The organism is Agromyces sp. Root81, from assembly GCF_001429165.1.
Taxonomy (GTDB): Bacteria; Actinomycetota; Actinomycetes; order Actinomycetales; family Microbacteriaceae; genus Agromyces.
This window is the reverse complement of record NZ_LMIR01000002.1, coordinates 676,883-697,779: the sequence shown is the minus strand read 5'-3', so window position 1 is coordinate 697,779 and position 20,897 is coordinate 676,883. Positions and strand designations below refer to the sequence as shown.

Here is a 20,897-nt window from a genome sequence, read left to right as displayed (position 1 = left end):
TTGAAATGACCCACAATCCCGACTTCGGCCTGGCGATGCGCGCGGGCGGCGTCGCCCTCGTGATCGACCTCGGCGAGGGCGGCCTGCCCGCCGTCGTGCACTGGGGAGCCGACTGCGGAGCGCTCGACGAGTCGGGGTATGCCGCACTGCTCGAGACCGGGGTGCTCCCGGTCGCCCCGAGCGAGGTCGACGTTCCGGTGCGCATCTCGATCCTCCCCGAGCACGCGCGCGGCTGGATGGGTCGCCCCGGGCTCAGCGGGTCGAGGGCCGGTGCCGCGTGGTCGCCGCTCTGGCGCGTCACGGGTGCCACGCTCGACGGCACCGTGCTCGTGGGGGCATCCGCTCGCACCGTCGTGAACCACGGCGCAGGAACGCTCATCGTCACCGCGAGAGATGATGACGCGCAGCTCGCCGTCACCGTGACGGTCGAGCTCAGCGAGGCCGGCATCGTGCGCACGCGCGCCGAGCTGGAGAACCTCGGCGACGAGGCCTACCAGGTCGACGAGCTCCTGCTCTGCCTGCCGACGCCCGCCATTGCGAGCGAGGTGCTCGACTTCGCCGGCCGATGGGCGGGCGAGCGCGCACCCCAGCGTCGCGCGATGGCGATCGGCGCGCACCGTCGTGAGGGGCGTCGCGGTCGCACCGGACTCGACGCGGCGATGATCCTCTCCGTCGGCACGCCGGGCTTCGGCTTCGGCCACGGCGAGGTGTGGGGCGTGCACACCGCCTGGTCGGGCAACCACCTGCACCAGGTCGAGCGGGTGCTGAGCGGCGAGCAGCTGCTCGGCGGCGGCGAGCTCCTGCTGCCCGGCGAGGTGCGCCTCGCGCAGGGCGAGCGGTACGAGAGCCCTTGGGTCTACGGCATCTACGGCGCCGGACTCGACGACTCGGCCAAGCGGATGCATCGCCACCTCCGCGCCCGCCCGCAGCACCCCGGCTCGGTACGGCCGGTCACGCTCAACGTGTGGGAGGCGGTGTACTTCGACCACGACGTCGACACGCTCCTCGAGCTCGCCGATCGCGCCGCCGAGATCGGCATCGAACGCTTCGTGCTCGACGACGGATGGTTCGGCGGGCGACGCAACGACCGCGCAGGGCTCGGCGACTGGACGGTCTCGGGGGAGGTGTGGCCGAACGGGCTGCATCCGCTCGTCGACCGCGTGCGCGGCCTCGGCATGCAGTTCGGCCTCTGGTTCGAGCCCGAGATGGTGAACATCGACTCCGACCTCGCCCGGGCTCACCCCGAGTGGATCATGGCGACCGGCGACCGCCTGCCGGTGGAGTCCCGGCACCAGCAGGTGCTGAACCTCGGCATCCCCGAGGCCTACGCCCACGTCCGCGACGCGATGTGCGCGATCCTCGACGAGTACGACATCGCGTACATCAAGTGGGACCACAACCGCGACCTCGTCGACGCCGGCACACAGCCGTTCGGCCGCGCCGGTGTGCACGAGCAGACGCTCGCGTTCTACCGGCTCGTCGACGAGCTGAAGGCGCGCTACCCCGACCTCGAGATCGAGTCGTGCTCCTCGGGCGGCGGGCGGGTCGACCTCGGGGCCCTCGATCGCACCGATCGCATCTGGGTCTCCGACAACAACGACCCCATCGACCGCCAGCAGACCAACCGGTGGACGACCCAGCTGGTGCCGCCCGAGCTCATGGGCGCCCACATCGCCTCGGGTGCCTCGCACACGACGAACCGGCTCCACGCGCTCTCCTTCCGCGCCATCACGGCGCTGTTCGGGCACCTCGGCGTCGAGTGGGACCTGCGCCATGCGGGCGAGGCCGAACTCGCCGAGCTCGAGGGGTGGATCCGGCTGCACAAGGCGAACCGCGAGCTGCTCCACGGCGGCGAGCTCGTGCGACTCGACCACCCCGACGCCTCGCTCTCGGTCAACGGCGTCGTCGCAGCCGACGGCTCGGCCGGCCTGTTCGCGTACGTGTCCCTCGCACGGGCGTCGGTCGCGAGCCCCGGGCGCATCCGCCTGCCCGGCCTGCAGCCGACCGCGACGTACCGCGTCGAACCGGCGCTCGTCGACGGGCTGCCGCACGGGGCCGACACGGCGCCGTGGTGGGAGCTCGGGCCACTCGAACTCACGGGAGCGGCGCTCGCCTCGATCGGCGTCGTGATGCCGAGACTCCGCCCCGAGCAGGCGGTGCTGCTGCGAGCGGTACGGGTCGACGAGGGCGATCCGCACGGTCTCACCGAGTGAGCGCAGGCATCCTGCTCGCCGTTCTCGGTGCCGCGCTGCTGCACGGCACCTGGAACGCGATCGCGAAGGCGATCCCCGCCCGGCTCGTCTCCTCCGCGCTGATCGGGATGGTCTACCTGCTGGTGGGGGCGATCGGATGCATCGTCTTCCCGCTCCCGCCGCAGGAGGTCTGGCCGTACCTGCTGATCTCGGCCGCCGTGCAGACGCTCTACCTCGTGCTGCTCACGGCGGCGTACGCGAAGGGCGAGTTCGGCCGGACCTACCCGCTGACCCGCGGCATCGCCGTGCTCGGCATCACGCTGATCTCGACGACCTTCCTCGGCGAGTTCATGACGCCCGCCCAGATCGCCGGTGTCGCCGTCGTCGCCGTCGCGCTGTTCGCTCTGTCGTGGTCGCCGAAGGGCCGGGGAGGTCCTGCCGGAACGCTGATGGCCGTCGCGGTCGGCATCACGATCACCGCCTACTCGGTGATCGACGGCATCGGCGTGCGCCTCTCGGGGGAGCCGTTCGGCTATGCCTCGTGGCTGTTCCTGCTGCAGGGCATCTCGCTCCCGCTCGTGTGCTTCGCGCTCTCGCGCGACCGGAGGGAGATGCTCCGCGGGATGCGCCTCCACGCGCCGATGGGCCTGCTCGGCGGGGTCCTCTCGCTCGTGGCCTACACGATCGTCGTCTGGGCGCAGTCGCTCGCGCCGCTCGCTGTGGTGTCGGCGCTGCGCGAGACCGGGGTGCTCGTCGCCGGGGTGATCGGCTACTTCGTGTTCCGCGAGCCGTTCAGCAAGTGGCGGCTCACGGCGACCGTCTGCGCGGTGTCGGGGATCGTCGCCATCCGGCTCGGCGGGTGATGGCTAGGCTGACCGGATGACTCAGCGCCGCCGGTTCTCGACCGCCGCCGGCGTGATCGGGCCGGCCAGGCTCGTCGAGGGGGTGCTGTGCATCGCCGTGCTCGGCTACGCCTACGGCCTCCGCATCGCGGCCGATGACGGCAACCCGCTCGACTTCTTCGGGTACTTCACCAACCAGACGAGCCTGCTCACGAGCGTCGTGCTGATCGTCACCGGTATGCTCGCCGTGCTCGGACGACGCATTCCGGGATGGCTGTCCACGGTGCGCGGGATCGCGACCGCCTGCCTCGTCGTCGTCGCGGTCGTCTACAACGTGCTCGTCCCGGGAACGGGGACGGCGCCGCCCTGGGTGAGCGCCGTCCTCCACATCGTGTTCCCCCTCGCCGTCGGGCTCGACTGGCTGCTCGTCGGCGACCGCCCTGGCCTGCCCTGGCGGCGGCTCTGGCTCGTGCTCCCGTACCCGCTGCTCTGGGTGGCGGTCGTCCTCGTTCGGGGCGCCACCGACGGATGGGTGCCGTACGGCTTCCTCCTCCCCGAACGCGGAATCCTCTCGCTCGTCGCGCACGTCATGGGACTCCTCGCGGCGATGCTCGCAGCAGGCGCACTCGTGTGGGCGGCCAGCAGGCTGAACGTCATTCCGCTCGTCCTCGCCGCCGACCGCACCCCCGAGCGTGTCGGGTGAACCCGCGTCAGCTCGCCGACTCGAGCGTCGCCCAGGCGAGCTGGGCGAGTGCTGCGGCCTGATCGCCGAGCACCCCGTCGTCGAACACGACGCGCGGAGAGTGGTTCCACTCCACGGTCGACAGGTCGGTGCCGACGGGCGACGTCGACAGGGCCACGAAGGTTCCCGGCACCTCGTCGAGCACGAAGGAGAAGTCCTCCGAACCCATCATCGGAGTGGGCATCTCCATGACCCGCTGCGCGCCGAACTGGGCGCGGAGCTCGGCGAGCGTCGACGCGGCGCTCGCCGCGTCGTTGACCGTCACGGGGTACTGCACCACGAATTCGAGCTCCGCGGTGCAGCCGTGCGCCCCGGCGATACCGTTCACGAGCGTCGGAAGCTCCAGCTGGAGGCGTTCGAGCGAGGCCGCCGAGAGCGTCCGCACCGTCGCGGCGAGCGAGGCCGACTCGGGGATCACGTTGAGCGCGTCGCCGCCCTGGAGCTTGGTGACCGAGAGGATGACCGGGTCGAACGCGTCGAAGCGGCGGGTCACGAAGGTCTGCAGGGCGAGCACGAGCTCGGCGGCGACGGGCACGGGATCGATCGTCTGGTGCGGCTGCGAGCCGTGGCCGCCGCGGCCGTGCACAGTGATGTTCAACTGGTTCGATCCTGCGGCGATCGTGCCCGGGCGGGTGACGAACACGCCGCGCGGGCCGGGTGCCACGTGGATCGCGAACGCCGCGATCGGCTTCTCGCCCGTGGCTTCGAGCAGCCCCTCGTCGAGCATGATCTTCGCGCCGCCGTACCCCTCTTCGCCGGGCTGGAACATGAAGAGCACGTTGCCGGCGAGTTCCTCGCGGCGGGCGGCGAGGAGCTTCGCGGCGCCGACGAGGCCGGCGGTGTGCAGGTCGTGGCCGCAAGCGTGCATGGTGCCGTTCGTCGCGGCGTAGTCGAGCTCCGCCTTCTCGACGACGGGCAGCGCGTCCATGTCGCCGCGCAGCAGCACGGTCGGGCCGGGCCGGGCGCCGCGAAGCACGGCGACGATCGAGGTCAGGCGCTCGCCGAGGGTGATCTCGAGGCCGAGTCCGTCGAGGGCCTCGAGCACCTTCTGCTGCGTGGCCGGAAGCTCGAGTCCGAGCTCGGGCTCGGCATGCAGGCGGCGGCGGAGCGCCACCAGCTCGGGCAGGATCTCGGCGCCGTGGGCGATGAACGCGGCGGCGCTGCCCGAGGGGGCCTCCGATGCGTCGGACGCGGTGGTCTCTTCTTCTGCGAGGGTCACAGGGTCTCCTTCGTTTGCGACGCCGGCGTGGGGCATCCGTTCATTTGCCGCACTGCGGCATCGGGTGGGGTCAGACGGTGGCGGATGCCTCGGCGGCGGGTGCGTCGTCGGGGGCGGGGTGTGCGGCGGCGTCTCGACCGTCGGGCACCCGCAGGAACGCGAGTGCCACGAGCGCTCCGACGAAGGCGAGGCCGCAGAGCACCCAGACGGTGACGTAGCCGCCGATCTCGGCGAACTCGCCGCTCGGTGCCACCCAGAGGGCGAGCACGAGGCCGAACACCGCGCCGGCGGCGGCCCCGCCGAGCGTGCGCAGCGAGTTGTAGACACCGGCGGCGATGCCGGTCTGGTCGCTCGGCGCGAGCTCGGCGAGGAGGGCGGGCAGCGCGCCGAGGAGCAGGCCCAGGCCGATGCCCATGACGGCGGAGGCGATCCAGACCTCGGTGAGCGTGCTGTGGAACGCGGCGAGGATGAAGTTGCCCGCGCCGGCGAGCACGGCGCCGATGAGCAGCACGGCCCGGATGCCGATGCGCTTGGCGATGTACGCGAACGTCGCGGCCCCGACGGTCGCCAGCAGGGTGATGACGGCGATGACCGCGGAGATCAGGCCGGGAGTGGCCGCGAAGCCGTAGCCGGTGATGTCGGGGTCCGATGCGAGGAACGTCGTCATCGGCGCCTGCATGCCGAACATCACCATGCCGAAGAGGAACGCGGTGAGGTAGATCGGGCCGAGTGCGCGTGAGGCCACGAGTCGCACATCGACCGCGGGGGCGGGCGTGCGGCGCTCCCAGATCACCCAGGCGATGAAGACGACGACGGCGAGGCCGAGCGCGCCGATCGTGACGGGCGAGGCGAAGCCCTCGGTCGACGCGAGTCGCAGCCCGCCGAGGAGCGCGACCATCGCGACCGCGAGGCCGACGAATCCGAGCACGTCGATGTGCGGGTTGGCCCGGGTCGTCGACTCCGGCACCTTGAAGAACACGGCGTAGACGCTGACCAGCACGAATACGCAGGGCACGAGGAGCGTGACGGTCAGCGAGGGCGAGACGGCGCTCACGACGCCCGAGGCGACGGTGCCGAGGATCGCGCCGACGGTGAGGAACGAGACGAGCATGCCGATCGCCTTGCGTGCGCTGTCGCCACTGATGCGGTTGTGCACGAGCGCGATCTCGAGCGGGAGCCACACGGCGAGCGGGCCGATGAGCACGCGAGCGATGAGCACGATCGTGAAGTTCGGCACGAGTGCGGTGACGAGCGTGCCGATGAGCACGGCGACCACGGCGATGCGGAGGATGCGTCGGTGGCCGAAGATGTCGCCGAGCTTCGAGAGCAACGGCACGAACACCGCCGCTGCGAGCGTCTGCACGGTGAGGAACCACGTGATGTCGGCGTCGGTGACCGAGAGGTGGTCGGCGATCGCGGCGAGCAGCGGTGCGTAGTAGCCCTGTACGAAGCCGCTCGCGAGCTCGCAGAAGATGAGGAACCCGACGATGGCGCGCACCGAGGTGCGGCCCGCGGGGACGGCGGAGGTGGGGGAGTCGGTCATCGTCGGCCTTCTGTCGGTGGGGGAGCGGTGCCACGGCGTGCCGCGACATCCGGAACTCAGATGGGGTCGCCGCGGCGGGGAGGCGAGGCGAGGACGGCCGCGATCATGGCGCGGTACTGCTCGGGCGTGATCGAGACGCCCTTGATCGATTGCCGGAACAGGGTAAGCCCGGCGAACGTGTCGAGGATGAGGTCGGCGTCGACGTCGGCGGGCAGCTCGCCGCGGGCGGCACCGCGGAGGATGAGCTCGATGCCCTGGTCGCGCCGGTGCGTGAAGAAGCGTTCCCAGATGATGGGGAACACCTCGGGCTCGAACGCGACGCGCCAGCCGTTGTTGCCGACTGGGGTCTCGCCGTTCGAGGCGCGCACCTGGTTGGCCTGGTTCTGGAGCACGTGCTCGAGGAGGTCGTCGGCGACGTTGCCGTGGTCGGGCATCTCGCCGATCTCGCCGTGGCTGCGCAGCGCTTCGGCAGCGAGCTCGGCCTTGTCGGCGAATCGGCGGTACACGGCGTTCTTGCCGCAGCCGGCGAGCTTGGCCACGTGCTCGATGCGGAGGCCGGGATAACCGTGCTCCGCGAGCAGCTCGATCGTGGCGTCGAGGATGCGTCGGGTCAGTTCGACGTCGGTCGGACGTCCGAGTGCTTCTCCGGTGCTGCGAGCCATGCCGCCACATTACGGCACGTTCCGTTTCGTTAATGTCACGAACTGGTTTCGGTCGGTCGATCGCTGTGGTCGGACGAGGTCCGGGTCGGGCCGAAGGGCGGCGACCGAAATGCAGAAAGCCCCCGGCGAACCGGGGGCTTTCGACGATGGCTCCGACGGGCGTCGATCCCGTGACCTCATCGCGCTGGAGTGCCTGCAGGCTCGGGGATCAGTCGAGCAGCGTGAGCGCACGTGCTCGCATCCGATCGAGTGCACCGTGGAAGAGCGAGATGTCATCGAGGGCGCGAGCGAGCACGAGCGCTCCCTGAATGCCCGACACCATGTCCGTCGCCGCATCATCGGCCTCGCGCCCGGCGCCGCCGTCGTGAAGCGCCGTGCGAAGTGCGTCGATCCACGCTGCGAAATACTGCTGGATGGGTTCGCCGAAGCGGGTACGTTCCTGTCCGAGCGCGAAGGCTCCGAACAGGCACACCAGCTGTCGAGACGTGAAGTACGCCTCGACGGCATCGAACATGGCCGTGATCCTCGCCGACGCGGTGCCTTCGTGCAGCAAGGGCTCGTACACCTCTGCCTGGAACCAGGCGCCGACCTCGTCGAGCACGGCGGTCGCCATGTCCTCTTTCCCCCCGGGGAAGAAGTTGTAGAGACTTCCCTTGCCGAGGCCGGTCTGTTCGGTGATCGCGCTGATGCTCGCGCCTTCGTACCCGAACCGGCGGAACGCGGTCGCGACCGCGAGCACGGCATCGGACCGCTCGGTGACGGTGCGCAACTCAGAGTCCGAGTTCGGTGAGGCTCGGGTGGTCGGCCGGGCGAGGAGCCGACTGATCCCAGAAGAACTGGCGGTCGGCGTTATCGATCTCGACGTCGTTGATGCTCGCGTGGCGCTCCGACATGAGGCCGTCGGCGTCGAAGCGCCAGTTCTCGTTGCCGTAGGACCGGTACCACTGTCCGGACTCCGATCGCCATTCGTAGGCGAAGCGAACCGCGATCGTCTCATCGCTGTGCGCCCAGATCTCCTTGATCAGGCGGTACTCGTGCTCGCGCTCCCACTTCGCGCCGAGGAATTCGACGATCGCGGGCCGGCCCGTGACGAAGGTCGAGCGGTTCCGCCAGCGGCTGTCGGCGGTGTACGCCATCGACACGCGCTCGGGGTCGCGGGTGTTCCAGGCATCCTCGGCCATGCGGACTTTCGTCACCGCGCTCTCGTCGGTGAACGGGGGGACTGGGGGCTTGCTCATCGGAATCTCCTTTGTGCGGAACGGGCGATTGTACCGTTCGTTACATCATGTACCGATAGGTACAAAGTGTCAAGACCTGAAATGCAGAAAGCCCCCGGCGAACCGGGGGCTTTCGATGGTGGCTCCGGCGGGCGTCGATCCCGTGACCTCACGATTTTCAGTGAGCCAGGGGCGTTTTCGCTCAATTCTCATGGTGATGAGATCGTGCTGATCAGGCATTCTTTTGAATGGTCTCAGTTGGTTTCAGTTCGTTTTCGCGCGATTAATGGCACATTAATGGCACAAGAGCGAGCCGAGAGCGTGCCCCTTCCCGGGCTTGAACGAGGCAGGACACTCACAGCGTTGGCGTGCCTGTCCTACGCGTCGTCGTGGATGTCGTATCGATGGAGATACCACTCGCCGTCGGCATTGGCGCGGTAGTCTCCGACGCGCTCCCCTCTCTGCCAGACGTAATGGCGTCGAGCGAGCTCGTCCGCTTGTCGTCGCTGGAGTCCAGGGAGGGCCCACTCGAGATCGGTCATGCTCGGGGTCATTCGCTTGCGGTGCGTCTCGAGCGTCGAGAGGTGGATTTCCTCAACCCAGGTCAGTGCCAGCAAAGGCGAGTAGTCCAGGTCATCCGGGACGAGGTCGAGGCTGAGTTGTCGAAGCTCTCGAAGTCCCGTGAGGAAGTCGAGGGAGTGCACCTCCTGCCGCTTCTCCGAGCCTCCGCCGAGTTTCAATTGGCGAAGCACGGTGAGGTCGCCCACTGCAGAGTAGTCGTGGACGCGCCACGCTCCGCCGATCTCTAGTGCTTCGAGGGTCGTTAGGGCTCGAAGCGGCTCAAGCGTCGTAACTGAGGTTGCAGAGTCCAGCTCGAGCTCCACAAGGTGGCTCATGCCCGACAGTGCCGTGAGGTCGTCGAAGACTCCCCACTGCACCGCGAGGCGCCGCAGTTGAGTCTGAGATGCGAGCGAGTCGAAGAGTCGCTTGGGCATCCGCATCGGGAACGTCACGTCCCAGATGCCGGTTGGTCCTGCCTCGAAGAAACGACACCAGTCGTCGATGAGCTTTGCTTGCTCGCGGGCGGTGAGCCCTGGCAACTGCGACGCCCGAATGGCGACCGTGGTCTGTCCGCGGTACTCCGCTGGTCGCTCCAGCTCGACCGCGCCCGGGCGAAAGACGCTCACATCGCACCGTCGCCGGTACGCATCGGAGCGCTGATCGTGTCGACGACGTCGCTTGGGGTGGCGAATCGCTTCGCCTCTGTCATGACCTCAACTCTCCTTCTTCGTCGGTTGGGATGCCAGCGCGAGTGAGGCCCAACCTGCCGCGCGCAGTTGCTCCGCGAGCTGATCGTGGGCGCTCGCCGCGCCTGACGACGCGATCTCGGCAGTGTGCCCGCTCGTGGTGTCGATCTTCGGGAGGCTATCAAGATACTGCGCTGCGACGAGACCGCCGAGGGAGGGGATCGAAGCGATCTGCTTCGCGACGTTCTCTTGATCGAGCCCGGCGACTCGCATGAGTTCTTCGAGTAGTGCGTCACCGTCGCCTTTGCGGTGGCCGTTGCGCTCAGCGAGTGGGCTCAGGAGTTCGGTGAGCCGGTCCACGTCGAGGAGAGACTGCCTGGCCGCGTCGCGCAGCGCGTTACCGACGATGCTGAAGTCGTGGCGATCCTCGACCAGGTCGGCGATCGTGCGTTCCCGAGTCGTGACGGGTAGGCCTTCCCGCACGGTGACGTCCTGATCGGGCAGCACTCGGGTTCGGTATCGGACGTCCGCTCGCTGGGTTTGCTTGCGAGTAGGCGTTGTGAACTCGCTCTTCATCGCCCGCAGATCACCGATGCCGTGGAGTCGAGCCGCCGATTCGCCGGAGACGACGGCGCTCCCCGGGCGATCGCCGAGGCGCTCGTAGGCGAGCTTCGCCGGATCGGTTGCCAGCCACGAGGCGCGCAGCTCTTCGTGCCGCCCGCCCGGTGCGCCGGCATCCTTATAGACGCCGTGCGAGAGTCGGACCAGATCCCCGGACTCAGCCAGCCGCGTGAGGTTCATGTGGCTGACGCCGCGCGCGCTGGCCTGTGCTGAGGTGACCATGCCCCACTGAGACTCGGTCACCTCCGCCAGCACTCGCAGCGCTTCACGCAATTTCATGCTTGGATTCTAACGCTTAAGGCGTGAGTTTCCAAGCGATCAACGCGGTGATGCAAGCTGCGGAACGTGTTGAGTGCCGAGGCCTTCGAGGACCATGGTGCGGGGCGCACTGAGGGTAGGCCGATCCCCAAACGCAGATCCCTTGTTGCGGTTGGCGTCCCCCTGCGGGCATCTTCATCGGGCGGGGTGAACGGACACCACTTCTCCAAGCTTCCATGCGTGAGCTCGAAAGGCCAGCGGCCATCTGCCGCCCGACCCTCTAATGTTTAGCCTTCAAGAAGATCGATGACGTCTCGAAGGTGCGGCGTGACGATCGTGCCGAAGCGCTGCGGCACCTTCGCAGCGTTGAGCATCGCGGACCAGGATCGCTCGGTGACGACGACATCGCAGTACGGCACCGCAATGGCGAGCGCAGCGACATCATTAAGGTCGTTACCGTGCCAAATCTTCTGCGGGTTGGCCTGCCGCTGACGACGGAGCATCATCTCGACCCATCGCGAAGGCATACGCTCGATAAGCTTCGTCATCCTCCCGCGGTCAAAGATGTCGTCGTCGAGTGAAACACCCAACTCCTGCGCCGCTGCAAGCAGCGGATCAATGATGTCGGCGAAAGCGGTACCCAGCATCACATCGTCGAGTCTCCGGCGCCCCAGTTTGCTGATTTCCTTCGCGACGTAGTTCTGGCCGCTCACGAAGCGGTCATCCGTGAGACGCTTGAAGTCGCTCAGGACGAGCCTCATCTCGTGGGGCACCCCTTCGGGCGTAATTGACGCGAGAATCAACTCTTCGAACTCGGGCTCAACGAGCTTTTCAAGGTCGCGGCGCAATGGCTCCGCAAGCTGCCGACCTTCGTACTCCAGGGGTGCCGTGTATCGAAGGCTTGGGGATGCCATTGCGTGAGCAACGCCGCGTCCGAACAGCTCGAGCGGCGCGACGTTGATTGATAGGTCAAGGACCTCGATCAGGGCCCGTCGGATCTCCCACGGCACGATTACGTGGGGTGGGGCAATCCGCAGGGTCCCGGAGAGCCTCGTCATCGCCGCAGAGAGTTCCTTTCGTCGCCTCGGCTCCCGCTGCTTGCCCGTCTCGAAGTAGTGCGCGGAGCTCAAGGGGAATCGTGCCTGTCCGTCCGCCGCGGCGCGCTTGAATACCTCAAGCGCCTCCACAAACGGGGCACCGAGAGCGTGGCCAGTCTCAGCGCGGGCAAGGTCGATCCACTTCATCTGATCTAGGTAGACCGTAAGCACGACACTCAGTCTGCATCTCGTCGTCCATCGGGCGGCGTCAGCATTTCGGCGTGGGCGTAGGTGCCCGTAGCGTGGGCGTAGGTGCCCGTAGATCGACCAGCCATGTGTGTTCGCGTGAACCGGTTTGCGGACCTCAGATGTAAACTCGATTCACCGGGGGAGCGCATCGGCGCTCCTGCTCAATCGAGCGCTGTAGCGCTCGGAGGGAGAATCCAATGAGCACGCCTGTTCTGTTCGTTTCAGTTCGGCAGACTTTCGATCCCAGGATGCGCCTCGACCAGCTCGAGCCGTGGGTTGCGCGAGCCTGGGCGATTAGCGTGGCGAAGGCGGCTTCCGCGGATCGTGTAGTTGCGCTCGTTGAAGGTCGCGCCATCGCGGCGTGGGAGCTGCGCGGCGCCTACCCTGCGTCGGAGACCTACACGGTCGCGACCGGCGATTCACGACCGCGAGTTGCGCTTGCGCTTGGGTCGCCCCTCCCCGTACTTCCGGAGTACGACCAGGCTCTCAACATGCGACGTGGAGTAGCGGTTGTAGAAGTCGACGTGCCGCTCCTCCCCGATGAGCGTAGTTGGGCCGGGATCACGGATCCGGTCGGCTAGCTCATCTGATCGATCGCCGCGTCGTGACGCGGTTTCCGCGGAACGCACAGCCAGCGCTCGCGGAACCCCCGGCTTCGTTCGCTGGCGCACCGGTTTGCGAGCGTGGCGGCGCACCCCCGCGCGGGGACCCTGACAATCATTTGGGGTTCACGAGCATCACTAGTCCGACCGGCAAGATGCCGATCGTGAAAGCGATGGCCATGGCACCACGGATAGCGCGGCTGATGATTCCTGCCCATCGGACCCGGGCTGACGGTGGGAGCTACGACGGGGTAACGTTCCGTGGCGGGCTGGACCGGCCCGCCACAGGGGGCGGCAGTCAGTCTTCGGGAAGCAAGTAGCCCTTCTCTCGCGCTGCCGTCACGAGCGGGTCGAGCTCTTCCGAGGAGAGGGACGCACCGAGGCTCTCAACTAGCTCATGAAGCTGGTACGCGAGCATCATGTTGTTAGGTTCAGTGTTCGCGACCCGCTCCGCCAAGAACGCAACGAGCGCCGATCCGTGCGCGTTGAGCGCCTCGGTGGGGATGTCGATGCTTGGGTTGTCCGGGTCCAACCCTGGCGCGCGACCGCGGAACGTGGCGATCCCCTCTGGAATGCGTGCTCCGAGAAGGGGAACGACGTCGGCCCACGCAGCCAGCTCTGCAGCGTCGGGGTCCCGGGGGACACCGTTCAAGCGATCTTCCAAGTGACCTCGCAACCACGTCACCCAGGCGGTCTCTCCGTCGTCGGCACCGGAAGCCAGCTCCTGGGCGACCTCCTCCGCGAAGCGGGGCGCGTGCACGCCGCCCTGAGCGGTGACGCTAGTGAGACGCAGTTCTCTGCGCTCAGCCGCTGAGATACCTGCGTATACGGCGATGGACGCGGCCAGCGAGAGGAATCGCCGGATCAGCGCTTCATCGTCAAGGTCGGACAGCCGGTCCCACATGCTCAATAGGGCGGCGAACATCCCGTTCTGCAGCATCCGCTCGTTGATGCGCGCCCCGTAGAGATATGCCTTCCAGACTCCCACCATGGTGGATGAGTCGGTGAACAGCGGGATCACGCTGTCGGTCGTGAATGCTTCGTCGGCGGCGAATAGGAAGAAGAGTTCGCGGGCTATGGCGGGAGCGGTCGCTGCCGCCAGGTTCGAGAGTGCGAGCAATTTCCGCAGTGCCGCAGCTTCGTCGCCATTCAGCCCACCCCAGCCGTCGCGGTCGCTGCGCCAGCGTCGGTCGATCTCTGTCAGCCAATACGTCGCGAGTTCGCCAGGCCAGGAGTTCAGAGCGAGCATCGGCCCGTCGTATCCGGTGGGAAACACGTTCTCGCCGTTCTCGTTCTTCGCGAGAAGTCCCTGTGCAAGGACTCGCAAGCTGTCGGCGGAGGCGGATGCACCAGAGTCGACGATCTGGCGGATCTGGCCGAGCAGGAATTGCGCCACCGGCCGGGGAGAGCCGACGAGCAGCGCGTCCTGGGACAGCGCCTCGATGACTCTGAGCCTCATCGCCTCATCTATGACAGCCTCGGCCCAGCCCGACACAATCGCGTTCCGAATCTGTCCCTGCTTCTCTTCGTCGAGAGTGTTCAGCGCTTCCAGGAGATCGAGACCGGATGCAGGGTCTTCGCGGGCAGCGCGGCCGAACAGATCGAGGGCATCGTCCCAGGTGGGCTCGTTGAAGTTGCGCTCGGAATAGTCGCGAGCCAGCACTGAACTCAGAGCAGCGTCAGCCCCGTCCGACATGACCATCCCTACGAAGTCGTCAGGTTCCATGGGAAGCACCCCGCCCCAGGTGCCGGTGCTGACCGTGAAATCTTGGTCGGGCGCTTCTCGTTCCGCGAAGTTGGGGTACTCGGCCCGGACCGCAGCGAGTTCGGCTGCCGCTTCAGCCCATTCCGGTGCCGCGCGAGTGATCCAGACCAAGACGTTGAACTTGCTGTAGGCGATATGCCGCTCCACCTCATCGACGCCCGCGGGGAACTGCGGGCCTCGCCGCACTGCCTCGAGAAGCGCCGCACGCGGTGCGGCGCTTGCCTCAGCAACCGTATCGGCGAGAATCCGGAACACTTCATGCTTCACCCCACCCAGAAAGATGGTCTCTCGGTCCGTCACCCAGGCGACCTTGTCATCCGCGGAACGGTTAGTGTCTTCGGCAATGAGATGAAGTGCCAGTCTGCGGAACAGGACGCGGTCAAACAGCCACCACCGGTCTGGCAGATCGGGTGTGTCGTGAAGCAGGCGCTCTCCGACGATGCGGAGGCCGTCAATCATGGAGTCGACGTGGTGGATGCGATGCCGCGGCTGGTCCTCGATCCGACTTCTGCTGAAGCGGAAGCTGGCGTGTTCAGTCGCGCCATTGTATGCGGCGATAAGGTCGTAGGCGCTATGGAGCGCCTCTTCGAAGAAGCTGAGGGTTCGAGGGTCGCCAGAGTCCGCAGATGTCGCGTGCTCGGTCACAATCTTGTGCAGGTCTCGCGGCTTCACGGGCCATCCGAGGTCGGCGCTCGGCGGATAGTTGCTGTCGTTGTCCGGGAGCCATCCCTGCTCCAGCACGAGGTAGGGGCGCAGCACGGACCGGACGACGGCACGAGTGTTCGACATTCCGTCTCGCGCGAAGCGGAGCGCGTCACCCGGATCGCCGGGGGCGGTACGTCCTTCGATGGAGGTCATCAAGAGCACTCGCCATCGTGAGCCGCGGTCGGGATCGATGCGGAAGAGCGCTTCCGTCGCGAGCGCGACGGAGAAGAGCAGACCGTTGGAGAATCGTCGTCCGAGGCGCTGCACCGTGCGAAGAGCGAGATCGCTCGTCTTAGGGTTCTCGATGAAGGTGGAGTACCACTGCGCGAGGACGCTGCTCGGAGGGGAGGCGGGGCCTGCTTGGAAGAGAGTCTTGAAGACGTCGGTACCCTCGAGCCATAGCAGCCAGCGATGCTCGGTCGTACTCGAGGCGAAGCGACGAGCCCCGTCCTCGGTCTCGATCTGGGAGATGAGGTAGTCGCGCTCGGGCAGCGGGAGGGTCGTCGAGTCGCCGTTGATGATCTCCCGGACCCGAGCATCGTGCTCGAGCGCTCCCATTCTGGCGCGGTGCGCCCAGGTGGTCAGAGCGTCTTCGAGATTGCCGTGGTCATGTTCACCGCGGAGCGTATACGGGATGGCAGTGATTTCGAGATGTTCCCACTTCGGATCGTCCCCGTCATCGGTGAAGGCGTACCGGCGGGTGTTCGACGGGAGCCCGAGCGCGAGGTACCGCATGATGGTGTCCTCGTGGCTGTACCCGACGAACACCACCGTGCGCTTATCGAACATCGGCAACAGGAACCGCGTAGCCCATGCCTCCGTGATGTAGGCGCGGCCGAAGTCGCGATCCGTGACAATCAGCTCATCGGGCGGGCGACGCACGGACCCATGCAAGTACACGAGCCCGGCATAGTCGGAACCGATGGGCAGTGCGGGGCTGTGCCAGACATCGGCGGGGCTCACACCAACGGCGGCGGCGGCACTTTCGAGGTGCAGGTCGAAGTTCGTGGTGACGACACGGAACTTCCCACTCGTCGCCGCGAGCTCCGCGATGGCAGCGTGGGTGGGATTGAACTCCGGAGTTCCGCTCCCTATTTCGTCGCGCACGTGGCGTCGGGTGTCGAAGCCCTCGGGAAGCGAACCGAGGAAGAAGTCGAGCCCGCCCTCATTCGAGAACGGCACCCCCGCTTTCTCAGCCATGGCCTTCGCGAGGCCCTCGAACGAGGGCAGGTTCGACGGCGGTCCCATCGACGCTCCGGCGCCGACAAAGAAGACCAAGTCGCCATCGGCATGCGCGTCGACAACCGGCTGCGGGATCTCAACATCCCCCGTGATCCACACTGAAAGCCCCCTCAAGATGCTGGCTCGCTCAACACTCTCCGCGAGGCGTCTGCGCCGCGGTGAAGTCGGCCACTGCAGCGCCGAGCTCAATCGTAGCCACCAGCCCACGACGCCCCGACCCTCCGCCGCCGCGCGCCGACCCAAACGTCGTGAGCGCCAGTCGACGGCGCTCGAAAAGTAGGCCATTGCGACGTATAGATCGTGCCCGACGATGTGGGCGTCCAGAGGGTGCCTTTCGGCGGCTGGGCCAATCAGCGGTCATCCGAAGCACAGCCGGTCCCGGCCCACGCGTCCTCTGAGCCGCCACAGACGCCCACTTCTGCTCGCGACCACCGCCGACATTGGGAAATGCACCTCGCGGGGCGTCCAATATGTGCGAGCGCCACCGCCCCCCCTATCGCGCAATGCCCGTATGTGGATCCTCAAACGGACGGTCGCCTGCGTGCGATCGACTTGACCGTCGCACCATTGTTTGTCGCTAGGTTCGTTGCATGGCCCTCGGTGATCGGCGCCGCTACAAGGCGGTTGCAACGACGTTCCACAGTTTGCTTCCGCGAGTCGACGCGCGCATTGATTCGCTCACGGGCGATGGATTCCCTCGCGAGGCGGTTGCGCTGACGATAGAAGACGATGCCTGGCAGCAACTGATCTGGCTCGAGAGCGGCTCCTGGCGATCTGCTCAGGTGCGAAACATGGGCCTGATCCAGCCCGAGTGGCATCGTGGGCCAGTCCACTCTGGCCCGCCGAAGACTGAATTGCCAGCCCGATGGGCGATGGGTCTGATCTACACGGCGTTGCTCGATGAACTCAAACACGATGACATCCTGGGCGGCGCACCGTGGGAGATGGAGAGCCGTGCAGTCAACCAACGACTCGCTGACGAGCTTCGCACGCTGCTGCTCACGTAACTGCTGAGAAGCGTTGGCCGTAACTGCAGCTGCCAGCAACGACCGATCCTCAAACGGACAGCGCCGCTAGGTCAGAACGAGTGCGGCGATCGTCGCGGCCCACGGGTAATCATCGATCGCTTCGTCAAATGTAGGAGCCATCAGCCGCTCGGCGAGAAGGTCCTTTGTTCGTATGTCGAAGAGGTGCACTGCCCGGCGATCGTTCGCGGGATTGATCACGAAATCGAGGCGAACCGGATACCCCTTGATCGTCCCGAAGACCGACGTACCGAAGGGGCCGACAGGCATTTCGCTGGCGGATACGAACTCGACGCCGTTGTTGGCCAAGTGCTGGTTCACCAATTCGACTAGCGCGGCCGTGTTCACCTGTTGCAGCTCCATGCGACCACCGTATGGCACGATCCCCAAACGGACGCAGGCCTTCAAGTACGGTGAGCACCATGACCGAACTTTCTGAAGTGCGCACGCTGGCGGCCGGCCTTAACCGAATCTGAGGTTGACACAGCCGCGAAGGTCGAAGCGATGGCCGAGTTGAAGCGCGCGAGCCTGACCGTCCATTCGACAGACGCAAACTTGGCGAAGTGGCTCAGCGACGAGCACTACGCCGGGGGCGTCTACCTCACCGCGGCGACGATGAACAAGCGAGCCGAGATCTCCGGGAAGGGAAACACCTTCAATGCAGTGTCGCGGGGCGAACTCATCGCACGGTACAACCGCTGGGCGTCGCAGCTCGTAGAGCGTATTGACCGCGTCGAAGATGGCACCGCAGAGCCGGCGCAGTTCCTCGGTAAGCTCGGGCGATTCCGTGAAGACCCCCTCCATACCGAGCCGTAATCCACACTGTTCTGGCTCGGCTGGTTCGCTTCAATGCGCTGATCGATCCGCGTCCGGCACAGCCGCGTGCCTGCCACAAGTGTCATGTCAGCGCGGGATTTGCACCTCATCGACTCAGGCCGACTCCCGGCGTCCTCCGCGTTGTGGTGTCCCGTCTGAAGCTGATCCCGTCCAGCCGACGAGCTTCGCGACGTCGTTTGTCCGTGCCTGTCGCGAGGCCGTGCACAGACTCACGCGCAGCGGCCGTCGCGTTCGCGAGCCCGCGATCGGCACGATCGCGTCCCAGTGCGAGCACAAACTGCTCCCGCGCGTCGTCCAGATCAGCCGCGACAATGTGCAGGCGGTTGGAGTTTCGCGCGCGAGTCATGCCGACATAGACGGCCGATGCAAACATGGCGTCTCCGAGGATCGTGTGCGACTCGGGAAACGTCGCGCCCTGTGTCCCGAACGCGGTCGACGCGTACGCCAGATGGGTGTGCTCGGCGACGTACTCGGCCGGCAGACGCACAATGCGTTGTCTCCGACTCGGGGTGTGTTCCTTCGCCCACACAACGCCGTCGTCGCTCACGCTCTGAACGATCCACGTCTGCCGGTTCGCCACGCGCACCAGCGAATCGTTCTGCCGGGTCTGGATCACATCGCCGCATCCGATGCCCTGGCCGTCGTTGCCGGTCGCGATGCAACCGTCGTCGACTACCCCAGCGCGCACTCGTTCGTCGCGGATGCGCGCGTTCAGCTCGCGCACTTCATCGTTCGTCGCGACAGTGATCGCGTCTCCGTGCCGCCACTTACGTGCAAGCACATCATTGAGCGCATCCGGGCTCTCATGCATGACGATGAGGCCGAGCGCATGAAGGCGGTCGAACAATGATCCGGGATGCTCCCCGCGTCGCATCTGCACGGTGAGCGCGGCGTACGCGGGGTCGCTGAACCGGTGCACGGTCATCATGCGGTGCACGCGGGGGAGGAGTTGCACGGCCATGTCGAGTACGCCGCCGCGGCCGATCGCGGCGAGCTGTGCACGGTCGCCGACCAGGGCGAGCGTGGCGCCGTGCTCGTCGGCGAGGGTCAGGAGCGCGAGCGCCGTGTCCTGGTCGAGCATGCCCGCTTCATCGACCACGATCCGCTCGCCGCGGACGAGACGAGCGAATGCCGCGGGGCCGGTGTACGAGGCATCCGTATCGGGGTCGATGTCGCCAACGGCGAGCCGGGTCCATACGCCATCGCGATTCCATCGCCACCCGTGCTCATGGACCAGCTTCGCGACACTGTCGGTTGCAACACCGAGTTCCTGATGCGCAACGTCGGCCGCCTTCTTCGTCGGCGTGACCACCCGGGTCGCGCGGCCCTGCGCGGCGGCGGCCTCGATCACGGCGGCGAGCATGGTCGTCTTGCCAGCGCCGGCCGCGCCCTCCACGACGACGAGCGGGTCGGTGGATGCCACGGCCGCGGCCGCTCGCACCTGCGCGGCGTCGAGCCGGTGCCGGCGCAAAATGTGCATCAGGTTCGGCGCACGGCCGCGGCCGACATGCGCAGCCTGTGCCGTGAGCAGGTCGCGCAGCCGGGTCTCGGTGGCGATGACGTGCAGGCTCGTGAGGTGCGCGACGTGCTCGGGAGGTGCGCTGTCGGGCGGCAAGACTGACAGGCAATCCTCCGCGGCCAACCGGGTCGTGAGCGCGACGAGCTCGCGCAGCGGCGTGGGGTCGGCGCGCACGCCGGCTTCCGTGATGATGCGAGTGATCTGGTCCTGGATGTCGTGCACCGTCCACGTCGACGCCGCAGCCGCGCAACGGTCGAGCGCGCGCGATGCGACATCCCGAACATTCACGTCGTCCAGCGACACCGGCGGGTGCGCCGGAGCGCGCTCGAGGTCGGGGCGGTAGCCGGCGTCCTTGAGCTCCGAACGCCATGCGGCCTCGCAGCCGAGAGAGGTTGGCCGTTTGTGCGGCCGCTCGTGATCCCACGCCATCGCGATCAGCCGCGACATCGCGGCCGGGCCAGGCTCCTGGTCAGGATGCGTCGTGCGCCACTCCTTCTCGAAGCGCGCCAGGTTGCGTGCGACCTGCTCTGACCGCTTGCTCATCGCGGCGTTGAAGGGCTGCAGCTCCGCGACTTCGCCGGTCACAGGATCGAAGGTCAGACCGTGGGCGTCGAGGGCGGCCGCGAGCAGCGGGTGCGCCGCGATGATGGCCGTGCCCAGCGAACGAATGGCGCCCTGCTGTCGGAACAGTGCGGCGGTGTCGAGACCGCGCCATGCATCGGCTGCCCACACACGCGTCCCGATCTGGAAGTGCATGTGCCGGTGCGGGTCGCCGGCGCGCGAGGTCTTGTGCGAGACGGCGATGGTCTCCAGATGCTCGATCGGCACCACCCGCTGGCTTCCGCGCGGGCCGACGCGAGTGATGGAATGCTGGCCGAGCCAGGCACGGATCGCGGCGACCGCGTCGCGTTGCGCGGCGTCGAGGGCGACGGATACCTCGGGGTGCAAGGCCGCAGCGATCGACAGCGACTTCGGTGCGTTCACGACCATCTCGGCAAACCGCGGCGATCCTTGCCGGCCGTCGCCCGGCAGGCGGGGCCTGCCCATCGACTCGCCGGTGAGCGGGTTGATCCAGTCCACCCACAGCGCGTATTGGTCTGGGGTGAGCGCGCCTTCGCCGATCACCTCGCCATCGCCGCCGACGACCGAGAACTCGGCGAGGGATGTCCCGCCCTCGAGGTAGTACTCGTCAGCGCGCGACCGATCCGACTCGAGGTAGCGGCGCGCGTCGGCCCCGGAACCCCGGAACAGGATCACGCCGCCTTTCATCGCCACCCTCCGAACTAGCTCAGGTTCTTGCAACTACCTACGGTAGCATACGTGCATTCGGGTAGTTCATGAGGGTTGTGTGTGGGCATGTCCAGTGCTGTTCC

Annotated in this window: 16 protein-coding genes; 5 read left to right on the top strand and 11 right to left on the bottom strand. The window is 67.0% G+C overall.

Annotated elements, in window-relative coordinates; all coding sequences use genetic code 11:
* Positions 1-5 precede the first annotated feature (5 nt).
* The 3 genes from ASE14_RS08320 to ASE14_RS08310 are packed head-to-tail and all read left to right on the top strand — an operon-like array spanning position 6 to position 3,737.
* Complete coding sequence (locus ASE14_RS08320) at positions 6-2,213, top strand: alpha-galactosidase (protein ID WP_056653389.1); 2,208 nt, start codon at positions 6-8, stop codon at positions 2,211-2,213.
* Positions 2,210-3,055 (top strand): DMT family transporter, encoded by an 846-nt coding sequence (locus ASE14_RS08315; protein ID WP_056653386.1) that lies wholly within the window; start codon positions 2,210-2,212, stop codon positions 3,053-3,055. The genes ASE14_RS08320 and ASE14_RS08315 overlap by 4 nt, the downstream gene beginning before the upstream one ends.
* 16 nt (positions 3,056-3,071) lie before the next feature.
* Positions 3,072-3,737 carry a Pr6Pr family membrane protein gene (locus tag ASE14_RS08310; RefSeq protein WP_056653384.1) on the top strand — a complete coding sequence of 222 codons (666 nt, stop codon included), beginning with the start codon at positions 3,072-3,074 and terminating at the stop codon, positions 3,735-3,737.
* Between the two features lie 7 nt (positions 3,738-3,744).
* On the opposite strand, the gene ASE14_RS08305 is transcribed toward ASE14_RS08310, so the two are convergent.
* The 9 genes from ASE14_RS08305 to ASE14_RS08265 all read right to left on the bottom strand — a co-directional run bounded on the left by ASE14_RS08305 (position 3,745) and on the right by ASE14_RS08265 (position 16,242).
* Positions 3,745-4,923 carry a M20 family metallopeptidase gene (locus ASE14_RS08305; protein WP_056656010.1) on the bottom strand — a complete coding sequence of 393 codons (1,179 nt, stop codon included), beginning with the start codon at positions 4,921-4,923 and terminating at the stop codon, positions 3,745-3,747.
* 142 nt (positions 4,924-5,065) lie between these two features.
* Positions 5,066-6,538, bottom strand: a complete 1,473-nt coding sequence (locus tag ASE14_RS08300; protein WP_056653382.1) for an MFS transporter — start codon at positions 6,536-6,538, stop codon at positions 5,066-5,068.
* 56 nt (positions 6,539-6,594) lie between these two features.
* A complete protein-coding gene (locus ASE14_RS08295) occupies positions 6,595-7,200 on the bottom strand; it encodes a TetR/AcrR family transcriptional regulator (RefSeq protein WP_056653378.1) in 606 nt (201 codons plus the stop codon).
* A 208-nt stretch (positions 7,201-7,408) separates the two neighbouring features.
* A complete protein-coding gene (locus ASE14_RS08290) occupies positions 7,409-7,969 on the bottom strand; it encodes a TetR/AcrR family transcriptional regulator (RefSeq protein ID WP_056653376.1) in 561 nt (186 codons plus the stop codon).
* A gap of 1 nt (position 7,970) precedes the next feature.
* On the bottom strand, positions 7,971-8,438 hold the full coding sequence (locus ASE14_RS08285) for a nuclear transport factor 2 family protein (RefSeq protein ID WP_056653374.1): 468 nt from the start codon (positions 8,436-8,438) through the stop codon (positions 7,971-7,973).
* Positions 8,439-8,794: 356 nt separating this feature from the next.
* A complete protein-coding gene (locus ASE14_RS08280; protein ID WP_056653371.1) occupies positions 8,795-9,604 on the bottom strand; it encodes a hypothetical protein in 810 nt (269 codons plus the stop codon).
* Between the two features lie 87 nt (positions 9,605-9,691).
* Positions 9,692-10,540, bottom strand: a complete 849-nt coding sequence (locus ASE14_RS08275; protein WP_056653368.1) for a type IV toxin-antitoxin system AbiEi family antitoxin domain-containing protein — start codon at positions 10,538-10,540, stop codon at positions 9,692-9,694.
* Between the two features lie 290 nt (positions 10,541-10,830).
* The gene (locus ASE14_RS08270) at positions 10,831-11,787 is read right to left on the bottom strand and encodes a hypothetical protein (protein WP_157372882.1); all 957 of its coding nucleotides are present in this window, start codon (positions 11,785-11,787) and stop codon (positions 10,831-10,833) included.
* A 942-nt stretch (positions 11,788-12,729) separates the two neighbouring features.
* Positions 12,730-16,242 carry an SIR2 family protein gene (locus ASE14_RS08265; protein ID WP_056653362.1) on the bottom strand — a complete coding sequence of 1,171 codons (3,513 nt, stop codon included), beginning with the start codon at positions 16,240-16,242 and terminating at the stop codon, positions 12,730-12,732.
* Positions 16,243-16,733: 491 nt separating this feature from the next.
* Between ASE14_RS08265 and ASE14_RS20450 the strand changes: the two genes are divergently transcribed.
* Positions 16,734-17,150, top strand: a complete 417-nt coding sequence (locus tag ASE14_RS20450) for a hypothetical protein (protein WP_157372881.1) — start codon at positions 16,734-16,736, stop codon at positions 17,148-17,150.
* 66 nt (positions 17,151-17,216) lie between these two features.
* Here the strand turns inward: ASE14_RS20450 and ASE14_RS08260 are convergent, their stop codons facing one another.
* Positions 17,217-17,531 carry a hypothetical protein gene (locus ASE14_RS08260; RefSeq protein WP_056653358.1) on the bottom strand — a complete coding sequence of 105 codons (315 nt, stop codon included), beginning with the start codon at positions 17,529-17,531 and terminating at the stop codon, positions 17,217-17,219.
* Positions 17,532-17,672: 141 nt separating this feature from the next.
* On the opposite strand from ASE14_RS08260, the gene ASE14_RS08255 reads away from it, so the two are divergent.
* Positions 17,673-17,984 carry a hypothetical protein gene (locus ASE14_RS08255; RefSeq protein WP_056653355.1) on the top strand — a complete coding sequence of 104 codons (312 nt, stop codon included), beginning with the start codon at positions 17,673-17,675 and terminating at the stop codon, positions 17,982-17,984.
* A gap of 106 nt (positions 17,985-18,090) precedes the next feature.
* Here the strand turns inward: ASE14_RS08255 and mobF are convergent, their stop codons facing one another.
* The gene (mobF, locus tag ASE14_RS08250; protein WP_082600336.1) at positions 18,091-20,793 is read right to left on the bottom strand and encodes a MobF family relaxase; all 2,703 of its coding nucleotides are present in this window, start codon (positions 20,791-20,793) and stop codon (positions 18,091-18,093) included.
* Positions 20,794-20,897: the final 104 nt, after the last annotated feature.